The 20,006-nt window shown below is 75.3% G+C and carries 11 protein-coding genes and 1 pseudogene; 1 reads left to right on the forward strand and 11 read right to left on the reverse strand.

Annotated features, from left to right (window positions below):
• Positions 1–1,113: 1,113 nt before the first annotated feature.
• The 5 genes from QI554_RS37375 to QI554_RS37395 all read right to left on the reverse strand — a co-directional run bounded on the left by QI554_RS37375 (position 1,114) and on the right by QI554_RS37395 (position 11,909).
• A complete protein-coding gene (locus tag QI554_RS37375; RefSeq protein WP_281476883.1) occupies positions 1,114–2,199 on the reverse strand; it encodes a prephenate dehydrogenase in 1,086 nt (361 codons plus the stop codon).
• Positions 2,200–2,610: 411 nt separating this feature from the next.
• Positions 2,611–4,770 carry a hypothetical protein gene (locus QI554_RS37380; RefSeq protein WP_281476884.1) on the reverse strand — a complete coding sequence of 720 codons (2,160 nt, stop codon included), beginning with the start codon at positions 4,768–4,770 and terminating at the stop codon, positions 2,611–2,613.
• Positions 4,771–4,780: 10 nt separating this feature from the next.
• A complete protein-coding gene (locus tag QI554_RS37385) occupies positions 4,781–6,973 on the reverse strand; it encodes a hypothetical protein (protein WP_281476886.1) in 2,193 nt (730 codons plus the stop codon).
• 123 nt (positions 6,974–7,096) lie between these two features.
• Positions 7,097–7,894 (reverse strand): Pr6Pr family membrane protein, encoded by a 798-nt coding sequence (locus tag QI554_RS37390; RefSeq protein ID WP_281476887.1) that lies wholly within the window; start codon positions 7,892–7,894, stop codon positions 7,097–7,099.
• 46 nt (positions 7,895–7,940) lie between these two features.
• Positions 7,941–11,909, reverse strand: coding sequence for a BTAD domain-containing putative transcriptional regulator (locus tag QI554_RS37395; RefSeq protein WP_281476888.1), 3,969 nt, complete (start codon positions 11,907–11,909; stop codon positions 7,941–7,943).
• A 181-nt stretch (positions 11,910–12,090) separates the two neighbouring features.
• Here QI554_RS37395 and QI554_RS37400 point away from each other — a divergent pair, with 181 nt between their 5' ends.
• On the forward strand, positions 12,091–13,140 hold the full coding sequence (locus QI554_RS37400) for an NADP-dependent oxidoreductase (protein ID WP_281476889.1): 1,050 nt from the start codon (positions 12,091–12,093) through the stop codon (positions 13,138–13,140).
• A gap of 56 nt (positions 13,141–13,196) precedes the next feature.
• Here the strand turns inward: QI554_RS37400 and QI554_RS37405 are convergent, their stop codons facing one another.
• From QI554_RS37405 to QI554_RS37430, 6 genes and pseudogenes are all read right to left on the reverse strand, one after another.
• Positions 13,197–13,778 (reverse strand): Uma2 family endonuclease, encoded by a 582-nt coding sequence (locus QI554_RS37405; protein WP_281476891.1) that lies wholly within the window; start codon positions 13,776–13,778, stop codon positions 13,197–13,199.
• 94 nt (positions 13,779–13,872) lie between these two features.
• Positions 13,873–14,934 (reverse strand): pseudouridine synthase, encoded by a 1,062-nt coding sequence (locus tag QI554_RS37410; RefSeq protein ID WP_281476893.1) that lies wholly within the window; start codon positions 14,932–14,934, stop codon positions 13,873–13,875.
• 200 nt (positions 14,935–15,134) lie between these two features.
• Positions 15,135–15,668, reverse strand: a pseudogene (scpB, locus tag QI554_RS37415) (SMC-Scp complex subunit ScpB); the annotation flags it as partial.
• 1,010 nt (positions 15,669–16,678) lie between these two features.
• Positions 16,679–17,848, reverse strand: a complete 1,170-nt coding sequence (locus QI554_RS37420; protein ID WP_281476894.1) for a segregation and condensation protein A — start codon at positions 17,846–17,848, stop codon at positions 16,679–16,681.
• 286 nt (positions 17,849–18,134) lie between these two features.
• Positions 18,135–18,827: a hypothetical protein gene (locus tag QI554_RS37425; RefSeq protein WP_281476895.1), complete on the reverse strand. Its 693-nt coding sequence runs from the start codon at positions 18,825–18,827 to the stop codon at positions 18,135–18,137.
• Entirely contained in the window at positions 18,812–19,993 is a 1,182-nt protein-coding gene (locus tag QI554_RS37430) for a ParA family protein (RefSeq protein ID WP_425528124.1), read from the reverse strand. Before QI554_RS37430 ends, QI554_RS37425 begins: the two co-directional genes overlap by 16 nt.
• Positions 19,994–20,006: the final 13 nt, after the last annotated feature.

Below are 20,006 nucleotides of genomic sequence, written 5' to 3' on the forward strand. Positions count from 1 at the left end.
CGGACGCCACGACCGCTTTCGACGACCCGAGTTGCAGGTGCGCCGGATGCGCCGGGACGGGCGGAGCGCGCTTCCAGGTGCCGTCACACGTGCGCGGCGGGCAGTCGTTGAGCCGCATCGTCGACGAGACGCGCGGAACGCACCGCGCTCCCGGACGGCGACTGCTGGACGCCCGCCGAGGCCATGGCGGCGGGCGGATCCGGGTGCCGCCGCGCGCGTCCAGCGGGCAGCCGTTCAGCCGTGTGCCTGGCCGCCGACCTCACGGCGCACTTTGCACGGCGAAGCCCTCGGAACGCGCCCGGCTCCCGACGGCAGCTGCTCGCCCCGCGCCAGGGCCACGGCGACCGGCCGGTCCAGGTGCAGTCGCGCGCGAAGGGCGGGGCGCCGTTCGGCCGCGTCGGCGACGAGACGCGCGGAACCCACCAGGCTCCCTGGCGGCGACTGCTAGGCGCTCGCCGAGGCCACCGCGGCGGGCGGGCCCGGGTGCCGCCGCACGCGAAGGGCGAGCAGCCGTTCGGCCGTGTGCCTGACCGCCGAACTGACGGCGCGCTGCGCGTGCGGCGAGGCCCTCGGAATGCACCGGGCTGCCGACGGCGACTGCTAGCGCCGCGCCAGGGTCACAGCAACGGGCCGGTCCGGGTGCCGCCGCGCGCGAACGGCCGGCAGCAGTTCGGCCGCGTCGTCGCCCAGGCGCGCGCAACACACCGGGCTCCGGGCGGACCACAGCCGGGCCGGCGCCGAGGCCACCGCGGCAAACGATCGCGCGGCACACGGTGTTGCGCGGCCGAACCGTTTTCCGCGCCCTCGCCGCGGTCGGCGGCGTCGCCACGGCCGACGCGACGGTCACCAGCCACCATTCGCGTGCGCGGCATGTCGCGCAGCCGAATGCGTGTGCGGCGGAATCCCCTTCCGTCGCACTCGCGTGTGGTCAGTCTCGGCAGGTGCCGCGGCCGCACGACGCCCGATCCCAGTCGGCCCCAGCAGCCGTCCCGCCGAACCGCAACGGCACGCCGGCTGCCGACCGCGTCCCGAGGGCGGCCTCGCGCCGAGGCGGGCCTCCACCGACGGGGCCGCACGTCGGCTTCGCCTGGGGCCCGCCCGCGCCGGGGGCGTTCAGCGCTGGACGTTCCACCCCTTGCGCCGCAGGTCCACCACGAGGCCGTCGGCCGCCGCCGGGTCGACGCTGAGTTCGACGAGGCCCGCCGGGCGGCCCGGCGAGTGGTCGATGCTGATGTCCTCGATGTTGACGCCGGAGCTGCCGACGTCGGCGAACAGCCGTGCCAGTTCGCCCGGCTGGTCGCCCACCACGACTGGGATGGCCTCGTACCGCGCGGCGGGGGCGCCGTGCTTGCCGGGGATCCGGGCGTGGCCGGCGTTGCCGCGCCGGAGGATGCCGTTGATGCCTTCGCTGCCGACCTGGCGCTTGGCCTCGTCCTCGGCGGCGAGGGCGCGCAGGGCGGTGACGGTGTCGTTGAGGTCGTCGGCGAGGCCGGCCAGCACGTCGGCGACGGCCGTGGCGTTGGCGCCGAGGATCTCGAGCCACAGCCGCGGGTCGGAGCCGGCGATGCGGGTGACGTCGCGGACGCCCTGTCCGGCGAGCCGGGTCGCGGTGTCGGCGGCGTCCTCGAGCCGGGCGGCCATGAGCGCGGACACCAGGTGCGGCGCGTGCGAGACGAGCGCCACGGCGTGGTCGTGGGCGCGAGGCTCCATCACCACCGGGACGGCCCGGCACAGCGCGACCATCTCCAGCGCGCGGTTGAGCGTCTCGGTGTCGGTGTCGCGCGCGGGCGTGAGCACCCACGGGCGGCCGTCGAACAGGTCGGCGCGCGCGGCCAGCGGTCCGGAGCGTTCGCGGCCGGCGAGCGGGTGGCCGCCGATGTAGCGGGTGACGTCGCAGCCGAGCGCTTCTATGTCGCGCAGCGGCTGCTCCTTGACGCTGCCGACGTCGGTGTAGCTGTGCGCGAGGCCCGCGTCCTGGCACTCCTTGAGCGTCGCCGCGATGCGCGCCGGCGGAACGGCGAGCACGGCGAGGTCGACGGGCGCGGGGGGCGCCTCGTCCAGCCCGGCGCCGAGCGCGGCCGCGGTGCGGGCGGCGGTGGGGTCCGCGTCACGCAGGTACACGGTGGTCCCGCGCGCGGTGAGCGCGAGCGCGACCGAGGTCCCGATGAGGCCGGTGCCGACCACGGCGGCGGTACGCATGACGAGCTCCGTTGCAGCGGGGAGGCCACATCGGGACCGGCCTGGTCCGGGCGGCATCCGGCGGAATGCGGGGGCGGCACGACACACTGGGGCGCCGTCGTCCCCAGGCTATCCGCCCGACCCCGAACGGCCGGGCCACCGCCCACATGCCGAACGCAGCGGCGCGCCGGGCAGGACCGGACGGGCGGGGCGAGCACGGTTGGGCCTGGCTGGCCGGGTTGAGCCGGGGGGTTGAGCCGGGGGGTTGAGCCGGGGGGGTTGAGCCGGGTGGACGGGGCTGGGCTGGGCTGGCCTGGGAAGGGTCGGGCTTGGCTGGCTGGGCTGCCGAGCGTCGGCCGTGCGGGACCGCAAACGCTCCGGTCCGAGGCCGCCACACTCGCCCCCGGCTCCCGGGCGCCCAGCGCGGGCCCGTCAGCCTTCCGCCGCCGGCTCCCCCTCCGCGAACGGGTTGAGCTCGAGCCAGCGCCGTCCGATCTCCTGGTAGTACACCTCGTCCCACGCCGAATGCCGCAGCACGTCGTCGAGGACCGGGTACGGGGCGAGCCTGCGCCGGTCGCTGACCATGTCCTGGGCGAGGATCCGCAGCGGTTTGGCCGGGTCCTTCTCCAGCGTCAGCACGACCCGCACCACGCGTTCGAACAGGTGTCGGACGGCCTGGGGGTCGACGCCCGCCTCGACCAGCCGGTCGCCGTACCGGACGGGGTACAGCAGCGTGTGCCGCACGGCGTGCCGCTCGCGTTGGGACCAGCGCGGCGCGTCGTCGAGGCGCCGCGGCAGGTGCTCGACGACGTACGGCATGAGCCGTATGTCGGCCAGCTCCAGCGCGGCGGCCAGCGCGACGATGTCCTCGACGAACGCCACCGCGCGCTCGGCTCCCCCGTCGGCGACCTGGTCGGCGGCGAACTTGAGGGCGTCGATGTCCTCGTCGTAGACGCCCCTGTGCTTCCAGCGCTCGTGTTCGGCGGTCCCCGCGCTGGGCGGCGGCGCGTCGGGACGGTCCGGGAGCGCGGCGCCGACGGTCTGCGCGGCAGGCGCGGAGCGCCGGGGGAAGGCCTCCGGTTCGCCGCTCAGGGCGTCGTCGTCGAAGGCCGGCACAGCTGCCGTATGGAGACCGGTGGCCTCCGTGAGGTCGGACTCGGGTGCGGGCTCCACCCCGCGGCCGACGTCAGCGTCACGTGCCCCGTCCTGGCGTGGCAGTGGGCCCCGCCCGCCGTCCGGGCCGGTCTCGTCGCCACTCGCCGCGCCGTCGCCCGGTCCCCGTCCCGGTTCCGGCCCCCGTCCCGGCCCCGGCCCCGGCTCCGGCTCCGGCCCTACCGCCCCGCCCTCGTCGTCCCCCACCCGCTTGTCGAAGAACGCGAACGTCGACGACTCGTCCCCACGCCCGCCGCCCCGCTCCGCGTACGCCTCGGCCTCCGCCTCGTCCCATTCCAGGTCGTCGAACGCCGTCGGGCCGACCCGGAGCGGCTCGGGCGCCCGCACGAGCCCGGCCGCGCGCAGTCTCGCCGTCCGCTCCAGCGGATCCACCGGTCCGTCGTCGTCGGCGGGCTCGTCCGGCGTCGTGTCGAAGCCGGACTCGACGGCCTCGTGCACCCGGTCGACGGCCTCAGCCGCGAGCGCCGCGTCCGTCGCGATGCCGCCCGACCAGCCGGCCGTCGTGCCCGACGCGGCCGCGAACCGGTCGCGGATCTCGACGGCGCGGTCGTACGGCGGCATGCCGCGCACCGACTGCAGCCCGGTCAGCAGCGGGTACATCGTGTCCCAGTCGCTGTCGGCGTACCGGCGCACCATGAGGTCGGCGGCCACCCGGAACACGTCGGTCCGCGCCTCGGCGTCGGGGTCGATGCGGTGGCGGCCGCTCCACAGCCGCGACGGCCAGCGCGGCACGACCACGAACCGGGGCCGCCCCGTGTCGTCGGCGGTCTCGTACGTGGAGAACGTGAGCGGCCCCGGCAGCGGCACAGTGATCAGGTCGAAGAGCCCCCACAGCAGCCCCACCGGGTCGCCGCCCGTGTCGGCGGTACGCAGCGAGAACCCCATCGTCGGGCGGCGCAGCACCGCGGCGAGCACGACCGCCAGCGCGTCGCCCTGTTCGCGGGCCGCGTCGCGGAGCGCGAACGCCCGTTCGGTGAGCGCGTCGTCGAGGATCTTCGCCGGGACGCGGGCCAGCCGGCGCCCCACCGGGATCTCGCCGAGCGCGGGCTGCCCCGCGCGCCACGACCAGCCGTCGAGGGCCAGCACCGCGTGCGGGGTGAGCGCGGCGCGGGTGCCGAGCAGGACGTGGGCGTTGTTGCCGAGCCGGCCCTGTTCGAACTCGGCGGCCACGCGGTGCACGACGGCCGCGTACGCGTCGACGTGCACCAGCGAGGTGCTGGTCAGCGGGGCCCCGTCGCCGCCGAACTCGGCGGCGACGGAGTCGGCCAGGTCGGGCCCCAGCCGCGCGAGGTCCGCGACCGGCAGGGAGGTCGCGGCCGGGCCGAGGCCCTTGCGTCCGAACAGGTCTTGGCGCTGCCACCGGTAGACGATCTGGTGCAGCGGCTGGCGGGTCGTCGTCGCGCGGGTGGAGCCCTCCATGACTACCCCTCTATATGGAGTCCGCCGGAGTGGGGAGAAGGGACCGGCTGGCGGCCCACAGCCGCCCGATCTCCTCGTAGAACCGTGCGCCGAGGCCGTGTGCCACCACGGCGCGGATGAGTTCCTGCTGGTAGGGCCGGTAGGTGCCGGGCACCGTGTCGAGGTTGCGGACGACCAGCGCGAGCTGCTCGGCTGTGTTGCCAGTCTGGCACCCGTCGAGGACAAATGCGGCGAACTGTCCGATGATCGAGGCGATCTGATGGCGTGCCACACCGCTGCGGTCGAGCGTGCGCAGCGGTCCGTCGAGGGCCGCGAGCGCGCGTTCGAGGTACGCCTGGTCCCGCGGCGACGGCAGCGCGGACGCTCCGCCCACCGCGGCCACGACGAGTTCGCCGAGCCGCCCCAACAGCGCAGGCAGCAAGGGCTCTTCGGCCCGTTCCAAGGCGACCGCGACCGCGACGAGCGAGGCCTGCGACACCAGCCGCCGCACCTCGTCGTCGGCGCCCGCAGCTCCGCCGGACAGCACGCGCGCGGCGTCCGCGAGCGAACGGAACGAGTGTTCGTCGACTCCGTCCGCGGCCCACGCGGCGTGGTTCCAGTCCCGCGGCGCGGGTTCGGCGACCGCCGGGGGCGGCGCGGCCCCGAACTGGACGGGAGGAGCGGGCGGAGCGGAAGGCGGCGGTACGGGCGGCGCCGGCGGTGCGGCCCCGAACGCGCCCGGCGCGGCGGGCGGCGCCGCGGGCCGCGCGGCCATCGGCGGCACGGACTCGCCTCCGCCCCGGGCCCGTTCGGGCACGGGCAGCGCGACGGGCAGGTACCGCGTTTCGGGCTGGACGGGCGCGGGCCCGCGCGGCCGCTCGACCCGGGGCGGAGCAACGGCCGCGCCTGCGGCGACGGGTCGCCCGGATTCGGCCGCCACACCGGCACGCCGTCCGACGCCGTCGTTCTCGCCCGCGGCCCCGCCGCCCTGCGCTGCAGGCGCGTTCGCGACCCCCTCCGCGTCGAGGAACCGTTGGTCCGGCTGCCCGGCGCCGCGGCCTTGAGGCCGCTCCACCCGAGGCGGAGCGACGGCCGCGACGGGCGCGACGGACGCCGCCGGGCGGGCGCCCCCGTCGGCGAACTGCTCTGTCCCTGCGGCCGGCTGCCCGTCGCCGCGCACCAACTCGTCCCAGTCGGACGGAGTCTCGCCGCCCAGTCGGCCCGCCGCCGCGCGGACCGCCGCCTGGGCCGCGTGGGCCTCGTGCGTCCTGCGCGGGTCCTTCCGCAGGTTCACCGGAACGCCCGCGCCTGCCGGGGCCGGTGGCGCGCCGGCGATGGCGTCCTTGATGGCGTCGGCCTTGGCGTCCGGTCCGAGTTCGGCGATCGTGCGCAGGCCGCGCAGGAGTTGGCGGGTCTGGTCCCACGGCCGTTCGACGTAGAAGTCCACGAGCAGCCGGGCCGCCTCCGCGCACGCGCCGGTGTCGAGTTCGGCCGCGCCGAGCCGCACCCGCCCTCGGGTCGCCCGCCCGTCGGGCCAGCGCGGGACGACCACGAAGCGGGGCCGGTTCGCGTCGTCGGCGGTCTCGTACGTCGAGAAGCTCCAACTGCCGCGCACCAGATGGCTCACCAGGTCGAAGACGCCCCACAGCAGCGGCGCCGGGTCGGGCCCGGCGTCGGCGCGGAGCAGCGACAGGCCGGCGCGCGGTCGGGCGAGGAGCGCGGCGGTGACCTGTTCGAGGACGGCGCGCCGGTCGCGGGCGGCGGCCCGCATCGCGTCGGCCCGTTCGTGGGCGACGGCGACGAGGCGGCCCGCGGCGATGCGTTCGAGACCGGGCCCGGATTCGGGGTCGGCGAGGGCCGGCCCGTCGGTCGCCCAGTCGAACATGCCGAGCGCGAGCACCACATGCGGCCCGAGCGCGCGCCCGGGGTCGAGCAGGGCGTGGGCGACGTTGCCCGGCGTGTTGTCGCGCCCGTGCAGCGCGAACTCGCGGTGTATCAGGGCCGGTCCGGCCGCGGTGCGGGCCCAGCACACGCTCGTGTACGGGCCGGTCTCGACGTCGACGTCCATGCCGACGTACTCGGCCAGCCCGTCGGCCCACTGCGGCAGCCGGTCCGCGGGCAGCGTGGTCGCCGCGGGCCCGAGCCCGCGCCGTCCCAGCAAGTCGCGTTCCTGCCACCGGTAGACGATCCGGTCGAGCAGTGCACCACCCGCGTCCGCCGCCACGCCACCCCCCAAGCATCCCCGAACGGCCCGCCCCGTCCGCTCCCGCGGCGGCGGGCCCGTGCCGTGTCCTGGCTACGTTCTAGCAGCCTGCGGGCGGTGCCGCAGCAGGCTCGCCGAGTGTGTTCACCGCGGGCGTCGCCGCCGGTCGGGCACGACGGGCAGTGCGCGGTCGCCGAACCGGAACGCCGTGCCCAGCAGCACGATGAGCACGCCCACGAGGACGATGTTCCGTACGACGGTGACGTATCCGTGCTCGCCGACGTCGGTGAACGGGTACGGGTACCAGTCGGTGACCGCGCCGTGGACCAGCGTGTACGCCGCCCACAGCACGGGAAAGGCCAGGATCTTGACGGGAGTCGCCCGCTCGACGCGCGGCCGCGGCCCGAACAGCACCCAGCCGAGCACCGCGAGGAACGGCACCGCGTAGTGCAGCAGCCGGTCGGCGAGCAGGCCTGCACCATGGAGTTCGACGATGCCGGCGAGGACGGTCGTGTACACGATGCCGGTGGTGGTGATGCAGACCAACGCGGTGAGCCGCAGGACGCGCCACAGCGGTCCGTCGCGGTCGGGCCGCAGCGTGAGCTGCACTGCGGTGACGGCGACCAGGATGTTGCTCTGGATCGTGAAGTAGCTGAAGTAGCGCAGGACGCGCACGGCGGCGTTGTCGGAGGCGAAGGCCGACCCGCCGCGTGCGCTGAGCACGAGCTGGACGACCAGGCCGGTGATGCCGACGAGCGCGGTGAGTCCGTGCCAGAGGCGGGCCGAGGTGCGGACGTCCTGGCGGCCGGGGCCGGGGCGTTCGGCGATGTGCCCGGTGCCGTCGGCGTGCCCGCCGGGTGCGGTCGGGGCGACGGGGGCGGCGGTCGGGCCCGGTGCGTCGGTCCGGCCTACCGGACCGCCGCCGCCCGACGAGTCCGACATATCCGACGCATCCGATGACTCTCGGGCATTCTTCGCAGACATCCGATCATGATAGGAAAACGTCGATCACGGACAGGGGACCGGCCTCCGCGCCGCGCCGACCTTTCGCCTCGTACGCCGCGAACCCGTCCGCGCCCAGCACGGCCCGCGCCGCTGCCGTCGCACGGTCGACGTCGACGCGCTCGGCGGGCGGCAGCGGCGTCCCGGCCGACTCTCGCAAGGCGGCCGCCGCACCCAGGAGCGGCGCCGCGCGGACGCCGTCCCCCGCTGCGGCCGCGGCGCCCGCGAGGCCCTCGAGCGCCAACGCGAGCGCACGCGGATCGCCGGTACGCCGCGCCGCCGCGAGCCCCTCGCGGTGCCGGGCCTCGGCGGCGGCCAGGTCGCGGCGCTGCTCGGCGACGAACCCCAGCTCGGCCAGCACCAGCGCCTCCCCCGCGGCGACCTCCAGGCGGCGGTTCCAGGCCAGCCACGGCAGCAGCCACCGCTCGGCCGCCTCCAGGTCGCCCCGGCGCCGCGCCGCGAGCGCGAGGCCGAGCTCGGCGAACTGCCGCGCCGTCTCGTGCGACTGCTCGACGGCCATCGCGCGGGCCCGCTCGTGGAACACGTCGGCGCCCGCGAGGTCCCCGGTCAACAACGCGATCCGGCCGAGCCGTCCGAGATGGAACGCCGCGTCCGTGGGCAGGTCCAACTCCTCGGCCCCGCGCAGCCCGGCCCGCAGCAGCCGCGCCGCCTCGGCGTAGTCCCCGCCGATCTCGGCCAGCACGCCGAGGAGTTCACCGGCCCGCACGCGGCCCCAACGGTCGCCGAGCGCGTCGAACAGCGCGGCACTGTCCGCGGCGTCCCGGCGCAACCCGACCAGGTCCCCCCGGTACATCGCCTGCGTGGCCCGCGTCACGAGCGCAGCCGCACGCCCCCACCGATCCCCCGACGCCTCGAACGCCGCGATGAGCCGGGCCAGTTCGCCGCCGACCTCAGCGGCACTCCCGAACCCCGACCGTGCGAACGCAAGCAGCCATGCGGCCCGGTCGCCGGGCGTCGTGGCGGCGTCCCCCACCTCCGACGCGAAGGCCGGTTCGACCACATCGGCACCGCCGGCGGGCCCGGCCGTCCCGCGAGCAGTCGCGCCCGCGCCGAGTGCGGGCAGAGCCCCGGAGCCGTCTCTGCTCGCGGGTACCACCGGCCCACCTGTGGCACCGCCCCCGTGCGCGAGGCCGCCTCGGTCGGTCGGCGACCACGTGGTTTCGGCCCTGTCCTCCGACGGCACACCAGGACCGCCCTCAGCGCCCGCGCGGCTCGCCGCCGACAGGTGCTCCGGTCCGCGGCCCCCCGCGGTCGTTCCATCGCGCCACCCATCGCCGCTGACCGTCACCGCGTCGTCCTCAGGCCGTCTTTCGCCGGCGACGCGCACGTCGGCTACTGCCGAACGGCTTCCCGCCTCACCCTGCGCGGGCATCACCGGACCACCTGCGGCCCGGTCCGCGTGCGCAAGGCCACTGGCAGCGGTCGAACCGGCCCACCGACCGCCGCCGTCATCCACCACCGCCTCGTCGGCAAGCTCCCGCTCCCCCGCGAACAGCGCGAACGCCGCCAAGCGCGCGCGGGCGTCCGCGTAGGCCTGCGTCGGGCCGCCCGGCACCGCCAGTGCCAGGCGCAGTGCCCGCCGTGCCTCGGTCAGGCGGCCGCGCAGCAGCCAGTACCAGGACTGGGCCGCGACCAGCCTGAGCGCCTCGTCGGCGGCGCCTCGGGTGACGGCCCGGTCGAGTGCGGCGCGTAGGTCGGCGGCCTCGGCGTCGAGGGTGCGCAGCCAGGTGCGCTGGTCGTGGCCGTACAGGTGTGCGTCAGCGCGTTCCGCGAGGGTGACGGCGTACGCCATGTGCCGGTCCCGGACCTCGTCGGACTCCCCCGCCTCGGCCAGCCGTTCGAGCCCGTACGCGGCGACGGACTCGAGCAGCCGGTAACGCACGCCCGCGTCGCCCTCCACGACCGTGACCAGCGAACGGTCGACGAGCCGCGCGACCACGTCGAGCACGTCCACCGCGGGCTCGTCGGACGCCCGGCACACGGCCTCGACGGCCTCCAGCGTCGCCCCGTTCGCGAACACCGCGAGCCGCCGGAGCACAGCGCGTTCGGGCCCGTTCAGCGGCTCCCAGCTCCAGTCGATGACGGCCCGCAGGGTGCGTTGCCGCGCCGGGGCGTCCCGCCGTCCCGCCGCGAGCAGCCGGAAACGGTCGTCGAGCCGGTCGGCGAGCCCGCGCACGCCGAGCACCCGTACGCGCGCGGCGGCGAGTTCGAGTGCGAGCGGCAGGTGGTCGAGACGCCGGCACAGCCCCGCGACCAGCTCCCGCTCGCCCGCGTCGGGCGCGAACCCGGGCGCGGCGGCCTCGGCCCGTGCGACGAACAGGCGTACGGCCTCCGCCTCCGCCAGCGGCGCCACCGGCGACACCGCCTCGCCGTCGAGCGCGAGCGGCTCCCGGCTGGTCGCCAGGACGCGCAGGTCGGCCCCGTGCCGCAGCAGCCGGTCGGCGAGCGCGGCGGCCTCGTCGACGACGTGCTCGCAGTTGTCGAGGACGAGCAACAGCCGCCGGGACCGCAGTACGGCCGCGAGCCGCACCGCGACGGGATCGACCGGCACCCGCTCTCCGACGAACCCGGTACCGCGTGAACCGTTCACGTCGGAACGGGCGGACGCCCCCTGCCCGTGGCCCTCCACAGTCCCGATGGCAGCCCCCGCAACGCCGCCGTCCACATCAGCCGCGCCGGCAACGTCCAAGCGCGCCTCGGACCCGGTGGAGCCCCCGGCAGCCTCTTCGTTCACCGCCCCGGGACCAGCCCCTACAACGCCGCCGCCCGCACGTGCCGTGACCGCTACGTCCAGGCGTTCCCCAGGCCCGGTGAAGCCCCCGGCAGCCCCTTCGCCCGTCGCCCCCTCGTCCACCGCCGCCGCCGCGACCGCCCCGCCCTCCTCCCGCACCCCGAGTGCCGCCGCGACCGCCTCCGCGACCCCGCCCCGCACGGCCGCGAGTTCGACGAGCCACGTGCCGTCGGGGAACCGGTCCGCGACACGCACCGCAGTCGCCAGCGCCAGGCGGGTCTTGCCTACGCCTCCGGGCCCGGTCAGCGTCACCAGGCGGTGCTCGGCCAGCAACGCGGCCGCGCGTTCGACGTCGGCCTCGCGTCCGATCAGCGGGCCGCGCGCGGCGGGCAAGTTGCCCACTGTCGGCGACGGCTCGGCGGTGGAGGGGGCCGCCACCGGGGCCAGAGAGACGTCCTGTTGGAGGATCGCCTGCCGCAGGGCGGCGAGTTCCGCCCCCGGGTCGAGACCGAGCTCGTCGGCGAGCCGTTCGCGGAGGTCCTCGTACGAGGCGAGCGCGTCAGCCTGCCGCCCCGCCCGATAGAGCGCGGTGACGTGTGCGGCCCGCAGGCGTTCGCGCAGCGGGTGCGCAGCTACGACGTCGGCGAGTTCGTCGGCGACGAGGTGGTGTTCGCCGAGCCCGAGCCGCAGTTCGGCGCGTTCCTCGACGGCGGACAACCGCTGCTCCTCCAGCCGCGCGGCCGCGGCACGCGCGAACCCCGGGTCCTGGAACTCGGCGAACGCCGGGCCGCGCCACAGCGCCAGAGCGTCCGTCAGCAACGCGACGCGCGCCCGCGCGTCACCGGTCCCCCGCGCGCGTCCCAGCAGGGCCGCGAACCGCCCGGCGTCGACGGCCTCGTCGGCGACGCGCAGCTGGTAGCCGGCCGGCAGGTAGGCCACCAGGCCGCGCCCGACGCCCGGTTCGGCCTGTTCGAAGACCCGGCGCAGCTGCGACACCTTGGTCTGCAGCGTGTTGCCGGGGTTGCCGGGCACGGCCTCGCCGGGGCCGCCCCACAGGTCGTCGGCGAGCCGGTCGACGGACACCGGCGTTCCGGCGTGCACCAGCAGGTCGGCGAGCAGCAGCCGCACCTTGGCCTCGGGGACGTTGACGGGACGCCCGTCGTCCGTCCACACCCGCAGCGGGCCCAGCACCTCGAAACGCATCCGCCCACGCTAACCCGGCCGTGACCAGCGCCGACGCGGAGCCGCCCGCCCGGTCGTGCGCGAACCGTGAGCCGACCGTGCGCGGCCCCGTCCACCGTGGTCCTCGTCGCGCCGACCACCGCCCGAACAGGCGGACCGGCGACCGGAATCAACCCGCCATGCGCACCACCGAGGAGCCCCCGTGACCAGCACCGCCCCGGCCCCCGCCGACAAGAGCGTCCTCCCCACCCACACCCGCGAGATCCACCTCGCCGCCCGCCCCACGGGTGAGCCCACCGCCGACGCGTTCGCGCTCGCCACCGCTCCGCTGCCCGAACTCGCCGACGGCCAGGTGCTGGTGCGCAACCGGTGGATGTCGGTCGACCCGTACATGCGCGGCCGCATGAACGACGTCCCGTCCTACATGCCGCCGTTCGCCCTGGACGCCCCGCTCGACGGCAGCGCCCTCGGTGAGGTCGTCGCCTCCCGCGCCGCGGACATCCCGGTCGGGGCGACGGTCGTGCACTTCCTCGGCTGGCGCGAACACGCCGTCGTGGACGGCGCCACCGCGACCGTCGTCGACACGACCCTCGTCCCCGAGCAGGCGTACCTCGGCGTGCTCGGCGCCACGGGGCTCACCGCCTACGTCGCGCTCACCGACACCGCGCCGGTCCGCGAGGGCGACGTCGTGTTCGTCTCCGCTGCCGCGGGCGCCGTCGGCAGCGTCGCCGGACAGATCGCCCGCAAGCTGGGCGCCCGCACCGTCATCGGCTCGGCCGGCGGCCCCGCCAAGGCCGCCGCGCTCACCGCCGACTTCGGCTACGACGCGGCCCTGGACCACCGCGCGGGCGACCTCGCCGCCCAACTCGCCGACGCCGCCCCCGACGGCATCGACGTCTACCTCGACAACGTCGGCGGCGGCCACCTCCAGGCCGCGATCGGCGCGATGCGGCACGGCGGCCGGATCGCCCTGGTCGGCGCGATCAGCCAGTACAACGCGACCGAGCCCGCCACGGGCCCGAACAACCTGTACTACGCGGCCGGCCAGGAGATCACCCTCCGTGGCATGCTCATCACCAACCACCTCGCCCGGTTCCCCGAGTGGATCGGCAAGGCCGCCGAATGGCTGGCCGACGGCTCCCTGCGCACGAAGGAGACCGTCGTCGAAGGCCTCGAGAACGCCCCGACCGCGTTCCGCGACATGATGCGCGGCGCCAACACCGGCAAGATGCTGGTTCGCCTCAGCGCCTGACGACCCCGACCACGACCGAGCCCCTTCGCCGACCAGGCGAGGGGGCTCGGCGCCGGTCAGCTACGAGCACGCACCAGATCGGCGGGGTCGATCTTGACCGGAAACGGGTGCTCGGCCCGAGCCACGTCACCGGCGTCCACGACACACCGGGTCTCGTAGTGCCCACGGTCCAGTTCGGTCATGGTGAGGCGAGGCGTCGGCTCCAGCTCGACCCGCCAGTACCACCGCACGCCCGCGTCGGCGTAGAGCTTGGGCTTGAGCACCGTGTCCGTGCTGCGGTTCGTCGACGCGATCTCCACAACCATGACCACATGTTCCGCCGCAAGGGACACGCCGGCTTCGGCGGCCGCGGCTTCGTCCGCGACCACGATGTCCGGGATCAGCAACCCGCACGGCGCGATCACGTTGATCGCTTCCAGAACCTCGAACGGCGCCCCGGCGTCGGCTTGGGCCGCCTCGAGCCGACTGGCGAGTCGCCGCGAGGCGCGCTGATGCGGCAGCGCCGGATTCGGCGACATCAGCAGCATCCCGTCGACGAGTTCGACGCGGTGACTCGTCCGTGCCGGCAATGCGAGCGCCTGCTCCAACGTCCATTCCGGCGCGCGCAGTTCATCCAATGGGCTGTACGCAACGCTCATGACCCCCTCCATCCGGTTGTCCTGATCGCCGTTACTCTCGCCGTTCGGAACATGCATGTCAGGCAGTCACCGCGCAATCACCCTTGCGGGTTAATCAGAGGCCGACCTCGCGGAACAGCAGGCCGATCTCCTCGTTCGACAGCCGCCGGGTGCGGCCCGGGCGCTGGTCGCCGAGTTGGATCGGGCCGAACTTCGTGCGCACCAGGCGCTCGACGGGGAAGCCCAGCTCGGCCAGCATGCGCCGGACGATGTGCTTGCGGCCCTCGTGCAGCACGACCTCGACCATGTAGGTCTTGCCGAGCTGGTCGATGATGCGGAAGCTGTCGGCGCGCGCCAGACCGTCGTCGAGCTCGACGCCTTCCTTGAGGCGCTTGCCCAGGTCGCGCGGGATCGGGCCCTGGATCTGCGCGAGGTACGTCTTGCGGACCTCGTAGCTCGGGTGCGTCAGGCGGTTCGACAGCTCACCGTGGTTGGTGAGCAGGATCAGGCCCTCGGTCTCGGTGTCGAGGCGGCCGACGTGGAACAGGCGCTGCTCGTGGTCGGTGATGTACTCCGCCAGCGTCGGGCGGCCCTCCGGGTCGAACATGGTCGACACAACGCCCGCGGGCTTGTTCAGCGCGATGTAGACCTCGCCGCTGGACGTCGGGATGCGCAGGCCGTCGACCTTGATCTCGGCCTTCGCCGGGTCGACCCGCAGGCCCTGCTCGCGGACGACCTGGCCGTCGACCTCGACGCGGCCCATCTCGATCAGCTCTTCGCACGCGCGGCGGCTGCCGATGCCGGCCTGCGCCATGACCTTCTGCAGGCGGACGCCCTCCTGGGCCTCGCGCGGCGTACGCGGCTGCTCGCGCACGACCGTCGGACGCCGGTCCGGACGCCCGGTCCCCGTGCCCTGCCCCTTGCCGCGCCCGCCGCCGGAACCCTGGCCCTGGCCGTAGCCGCCGCCCTGGCCGCCCGAACGGGACCCGCCGCCGTAGCCGCCGCCCTGGCCGCCGGAACCCCGGCCACCGCCCGAGGCGCCCCGTCCGGACCCCGCGCCGCGACCCTCACCACCGGCGCCGCGGCCGCCCCGCGGGGCGCCCGAGCGCTCGTCGCGGTTGTTGCCCGCGCCGCGGTAGTTTCCTCGGCCGGAGCCCTGCCTGCCTGTGCCAGCCATCAATCGTCCGTAGTCGTCTGACCGGTCTCCTCCGCCGTCGCCCGCGGCGCGGGAACGGGGTCGTGACCGGTGTCGGTGGGGTCGTCGGCCGCGGGGGCGGGGTCTGCGGGAGCGCCGTCGTCGGGCTCCTCGGCGTCCGCCGCCGCGGGGTCTTCCCCACCAGTATCCCCGGTTCCGGCCTCCAGCGGCGCCACCGGGCCCGGCGAGCGCAACGGGAACCCGCCGAGCTCGCCCTCGGTCTCCGCCTCCAGCGCCTCGACGTCGGGCAGGAACGGCGCCAACTCGGGCAACTCGTCGAGGCTCCCCAGGCCCATGCGCTCGAGGAAGAAGTCCGTCGTGCGGTAGAGGAACGCCCCGGTTTCCGGCTCCGTCCCGTACTCCTCGACGAGCCCACGCGCGAGCAGCGTCCGCATGACGCCGTCGCAGTTGACCCCGCGCACCGCCGAGATCCGGCTCCGACTGACCGGCTGCCGGTACGCGACGACGGCGAGCGTCTCCAACGCGGCCTGCGTCAGCTTCGACTGCTGCCCGTCGAGGACGAACTTCTCCACGGCTTCGGCGTGCTCGGGCCGCGTGTAGAACCGCCAGCCACCCGCCACCTGACGCAGATCGAACCCCCGCCCCTGCGCGGTGTACTCGGCCGACAACTCCCGCAGCGCCGACAGCACGGTCTCGGTGGGCTGCTCGAGGACCTGCGCGAGCACGATGTCCGGAACAGGGTTCTCGACGACCATGAGGACGGCCTCGAGCTGCGGCTTGAGGAACGAGGGATCCCCGACGGCGCTGACGACCGCGCCGGAGTCGGCCACCACATCGACGGCCGCCTCAGCCGCAGCGCCGGCGGCGTCACCGGAACCGGCCGCCGCGCCGGCGGCGGCGCCCGCCGCATCGTCGACAGCGGCCTCGCCCGCAGAGGTCTCGACGGCCTCGGTAGAGGCTTCGCGCCCGCCCGCCTGCATGTCTGTGCTGGATCCGGCAACGCCGGTGGTGGCCTCCTCGTCGCCGCGCGCAGCGTCGGCGACGGATTCGTTCGCGCTCGCGCCGTGAGCACCCGTGACCGGGGAAGCTCTGCCGTTCATGGGCTCGGCATCGCCGCGCGCAGCGCCGGCGGTACCGGCGGCCGCTTCGTCGCCGCCCGCCCGAGGCGCATGATGCACGCCTGCGCCCCCGCTGGCGTGCATGCCCGAGGGGGCAGCGTCGTGCCGGTCGGGGCGCGGAGCATTGGCTGCGGCCTGCGGGTCGGGCTCCGCCTCGGTGTCGCGGCGGCCGTCGTCCACATCTGCGGCCGCGTCAGGCGCCGGCGCAGCCGTCACAGCTTCGCTGTGGCCGGCGTCCTCGCCCGTGTCGGAGCCGGGAACCGCGTCGGCGGCCGCACTCTCGGCAGCGGCTTCGTTCCCCTGGGCGCCGGCGGTCTCGTCGGTCGCCTCGCCCTCGTCCGACGCCGCGGCATCGGCGGAGCCCCCGGCCGGGTCGGCTTCGACGTCGGTGGGGTTCTCGTCGGGGCGATGCGCGCCGATCGTCCCGTGGGCCTCTGCTCGGGGCTCGGGGAGGGCGTCCGCTTCCGGCCAGGCCGCCGCCTCCGGGTCGCGGGCGTGGCTGTGTTCGATTTCGGGCTCGTCGGTGTCCGCGTTCTCACGCGGTATGGGCAGCGCGGCGGTGTCCGTGCCCGTCGGGTCCGGGCGTGGGGGCGACGCGGGGGTGGGCGGCGGGTCGTCGGGCGGTTCGATCCAGAACCCGTCGTCGCTCATACCGGTTCCTCCACGTCGTCGCGCTGTTCTTCGGGTTCCGCCGAGGCCTCGGGTCCGTCCGGCGCGGGCGCGGTGCCGTCCGCCTCGTCGAACTCCGCGCCCACCTCGGGTGCGTCGGTGTCGCCGCCGGTCCACCGCACGTGCAGTTCGCCGAGCGCCTCGACCTGGTCGAACCCGACGGCGGCCTCGCGGAACAGCTCCAGCAGGCACAGGAACCGCGCGATGACGTGCAGGTTGTCGGGGCAGTCGTCCGTGAGCGCACGGAACGTCAAAGCCCCGTGCCGGCGGAGCCGTTCGACGACGATCGCGGACTGCTCGCGGACGCTGACCCGCTGCACGTGGATGTGCTCGATCGAGACGAGCTTGGGTTCCTTCGGCGTCATCGCGCGCGCGGCCAGGCGCGCGAACTTGTCGAGGTCCATCTTGATGACGATCTCGGGCAGCAGCCCCGTGTACCGCTCCTCGAGCGGGACGGAGCGCGGGTAGCGGCGGCCTTCCTTCGCCCAGCGGTCCTCGAAGATCGACGCGATCTCCTTGTACGCACGGTATTGCAGCAGTCGCGCGAACAGCAGGTCGCGGGCCTCCAGGAGGGCGAGGTCCTCTTCGTCCTCGACCTCGGCGGCGGGCAGCAGCCGTGCGGCCTTGAGGTCGAGGAGTGTGGCGGCGACGACGAGGAACTCGGTGGCGACGCCGAGGTCCCAGTCGGGCCCCTGCGCGCGGATGTACGCGATGAACTCGTCGGTGACCTTCGACAGCGACACCTCGGTCACGTCGAGCTTGTGCTTGGCGATCAGGCCGAGCAGCAGGTCGAAGGGGCCCTCGAAGTTGTCGAGCCGGACGGCGAATCCTTTGTGCTCGGACTCGGCGCCCGGCGTCGCTGCCGTCGGCCCGACGGGTCCGGCGTCCACCACGGCGACCACGGCGGACTCCTGGACGGCTTCCGCAGCCGCCTCGGGCACCTCGGCGGGTTCCGCCGCCCCGGCCTCCGGCTCCGGCTCCACCGCCTCGACGACCGGTTCCGCCCGCTCAGCCGCTTCCGCGGCCGTCTCGACGGCCTCCGTCGGCTCGACCGGCTCGTCCGGTCCGGCCGGAGGTGCCGTCGGCTCGGCCCCCGGTCCGCGTCCGAGGGCGCGGCGGGCGGGCGGTACGGAGTTCGCGGTGGGCATCGGGGTCCATGGTGCTGGGCGGGGACGTACCGGACGAGTCGCCCCGCCGGAGAGGAACGGATTTTCCTCCGGAACCCGTCGCCCGACAAGTGGACCGCGGCCGAACGGGACACGACCCGTGCCCGGAAACTCGGCCGGGGCGGGTCCGCGCGCCGAGTGTCTCGGCAGCGGATCCGCCCCGCTCGTCGCCGTGTCGCGATGATCCGGTCAACAGCCCGGCCGTCGGCCGTACCGTCACCCGGTCGGAGGCCGTCCAGAGCCCCGCCGGAGCGCCGTCGGCGCCCTGTCAGTGCCCCGGTGCCGCGCCCGGCCCCGGTCCGCCGCGCAACCGCCGCACCAGGATGCTCGCTTCGCCGCGGGCCTCCAGGTCGGCGAGGACGACCGCGATGGCCTCGCGCACTATCCGACCGCGGTCCACCGCGAGCCCGAAGTCGCCGCGGAGCGTGAGCCGGGCGTGTTCGAGGTCCATGAGTTCCTCGGCCGACACGTACACGGTGATCTTCTCGTCGTGCCGTTCCCGCCCGCTGGGGCGGCGCTGCACGCGGCCGCGCCGGGGGGCGGCGGCGGGGCGTGCCGTGGCCGCGCCGCCGGCGGGTTCGCGCGCGGGCGCGGGCACGGCGGTGCGCTGCTCGAGCATCCCGGCGGCGGCGCGCTCGGCGGCGAGCCGGGACTCCTGGTGGGCCTGGGCGATGACCGCGGCCTGTTCGTCGCCGGGACCGGTCGAACCGGCGGCGTCGTGGCCGGTGTTGTGCGGTCCGCTGTGCTCGGCCTCGGCGTCGCCGCCGTTGGCGGGGCCGGGGACGGCACGTGCGTGGCCGTTGCCGTTTCCGGACACCGCGCCCGGGACGCCCGACGCTCCGCCGGCCGCCGCGCCGTCGGCGCCCGCCGGCTCCGCGGCCTGCGGGCGCGCGGGCAGTCCGGCGCCCCCGGTGGTGCGGAACAGCTCGTCGGCGCCCGGAAGACTCACTCGGCGCGGCACCGGGCGAGCACCTCCCTCGCAAGCTGACGGTATGCGGCGGCGCCCACCGAGTTGGACGCGTACGTCGTGATCGGTTCGCCCGCGACGGTGGTCTCGGGGAACCGGACGGTGCGTCCGATGACGGTGTGGAAGACCTGCTCGCCGAACGCCTCGACGACGCGGGCGAGTACCTCGCGGCCGTGCACGGTGCGGACGTCGTACATCGTCGCCAGGATGCCGTCGAGGACGAGGTTCGGGTTGAGGCGCTCGTGCACCTTCTCGATCGTCTCGGTGAGCAGCGCGACGCCGCGCAGCGCGAAGAACTCGCACTCCAGCGGCACGATCACGCTGTCGGCGGCGGTGAGCGCGTTGACGGTCAGCAGGCCGAGGGACGGCTGGCAGTCGATGATGATGTAGTCGTAGTCCTGCACGAGCGGACGGATCGCGCGCGCGAGCGTTGTCTCGCGGGCCACTTCGGTGACCAACTGGACCTCGGCGGCGGACAGGTCGATGTTGCTCGGCAGCAGGTCCATGCCCGGGATGATGGTCTTCAGCAGGACGTCGTCCGCGCTGAGGTGCGACTCCATCAGCAGGTTGTAGACGGTGAGTTCGAGCTCCATCGGGTTGACGCCGAGGCCGACCGAGAGGGCGCCCTGCGGGTCGAAGTCCACGAGGAGGACGCGCCGTCCGTACTCCGCGAGCGCGGCGCCCAGGTTGATGGTCGACGTGGTCTTGCCGACGCCGCCCTTCTGGTTGCACATCGCGATGATCTTGGCGGGGCCGTGCTCGCCGACCGGGCCCGGGACCGGGAAGTAGGGCAGCGGGCGGCCGGTGGGACCGACGCGCTCGCGGCGCTGGGTCGCGGCGTCGGGCGCCAGGGTGGCGGCGTACTCCGGGTCGGGCTCGTAGTCGGCGTCCGGGTCGAAGGGCCCGCCGCGCAACTCCTCGGCGTAGCGCAGCTCGTCGTCGTAGTAGTACATGTCGTACGCGTACTCGTCCGCCTCGGCCCCGGCCGGGGCTCCAGCTGCACCCGCATGGTCGGCCGTCGACGGAGGCGCGGCGTCGCGCGTCCCCTGCTGCTCCGCGGCAGGGCCCGGGGTTCCCGCCCCGGTTCCCTGAACCGACCCACGGGGGGCCTGGGCCGACGCTGGCTGGGCACCCCCGGGAGCAAATGTCGACTCATTCACAAGTCGTCTTACC

Origin of the sequence: Yinghuangia seranimata, assembly GCF_029953285.1 — a bacterium.
Lineage (GTDB): Bacteria > Actinomycetota > Actinomycetes > Streptomycetales > Streptomycetaceae > Yinghuangia > Yinghuangia seranimata.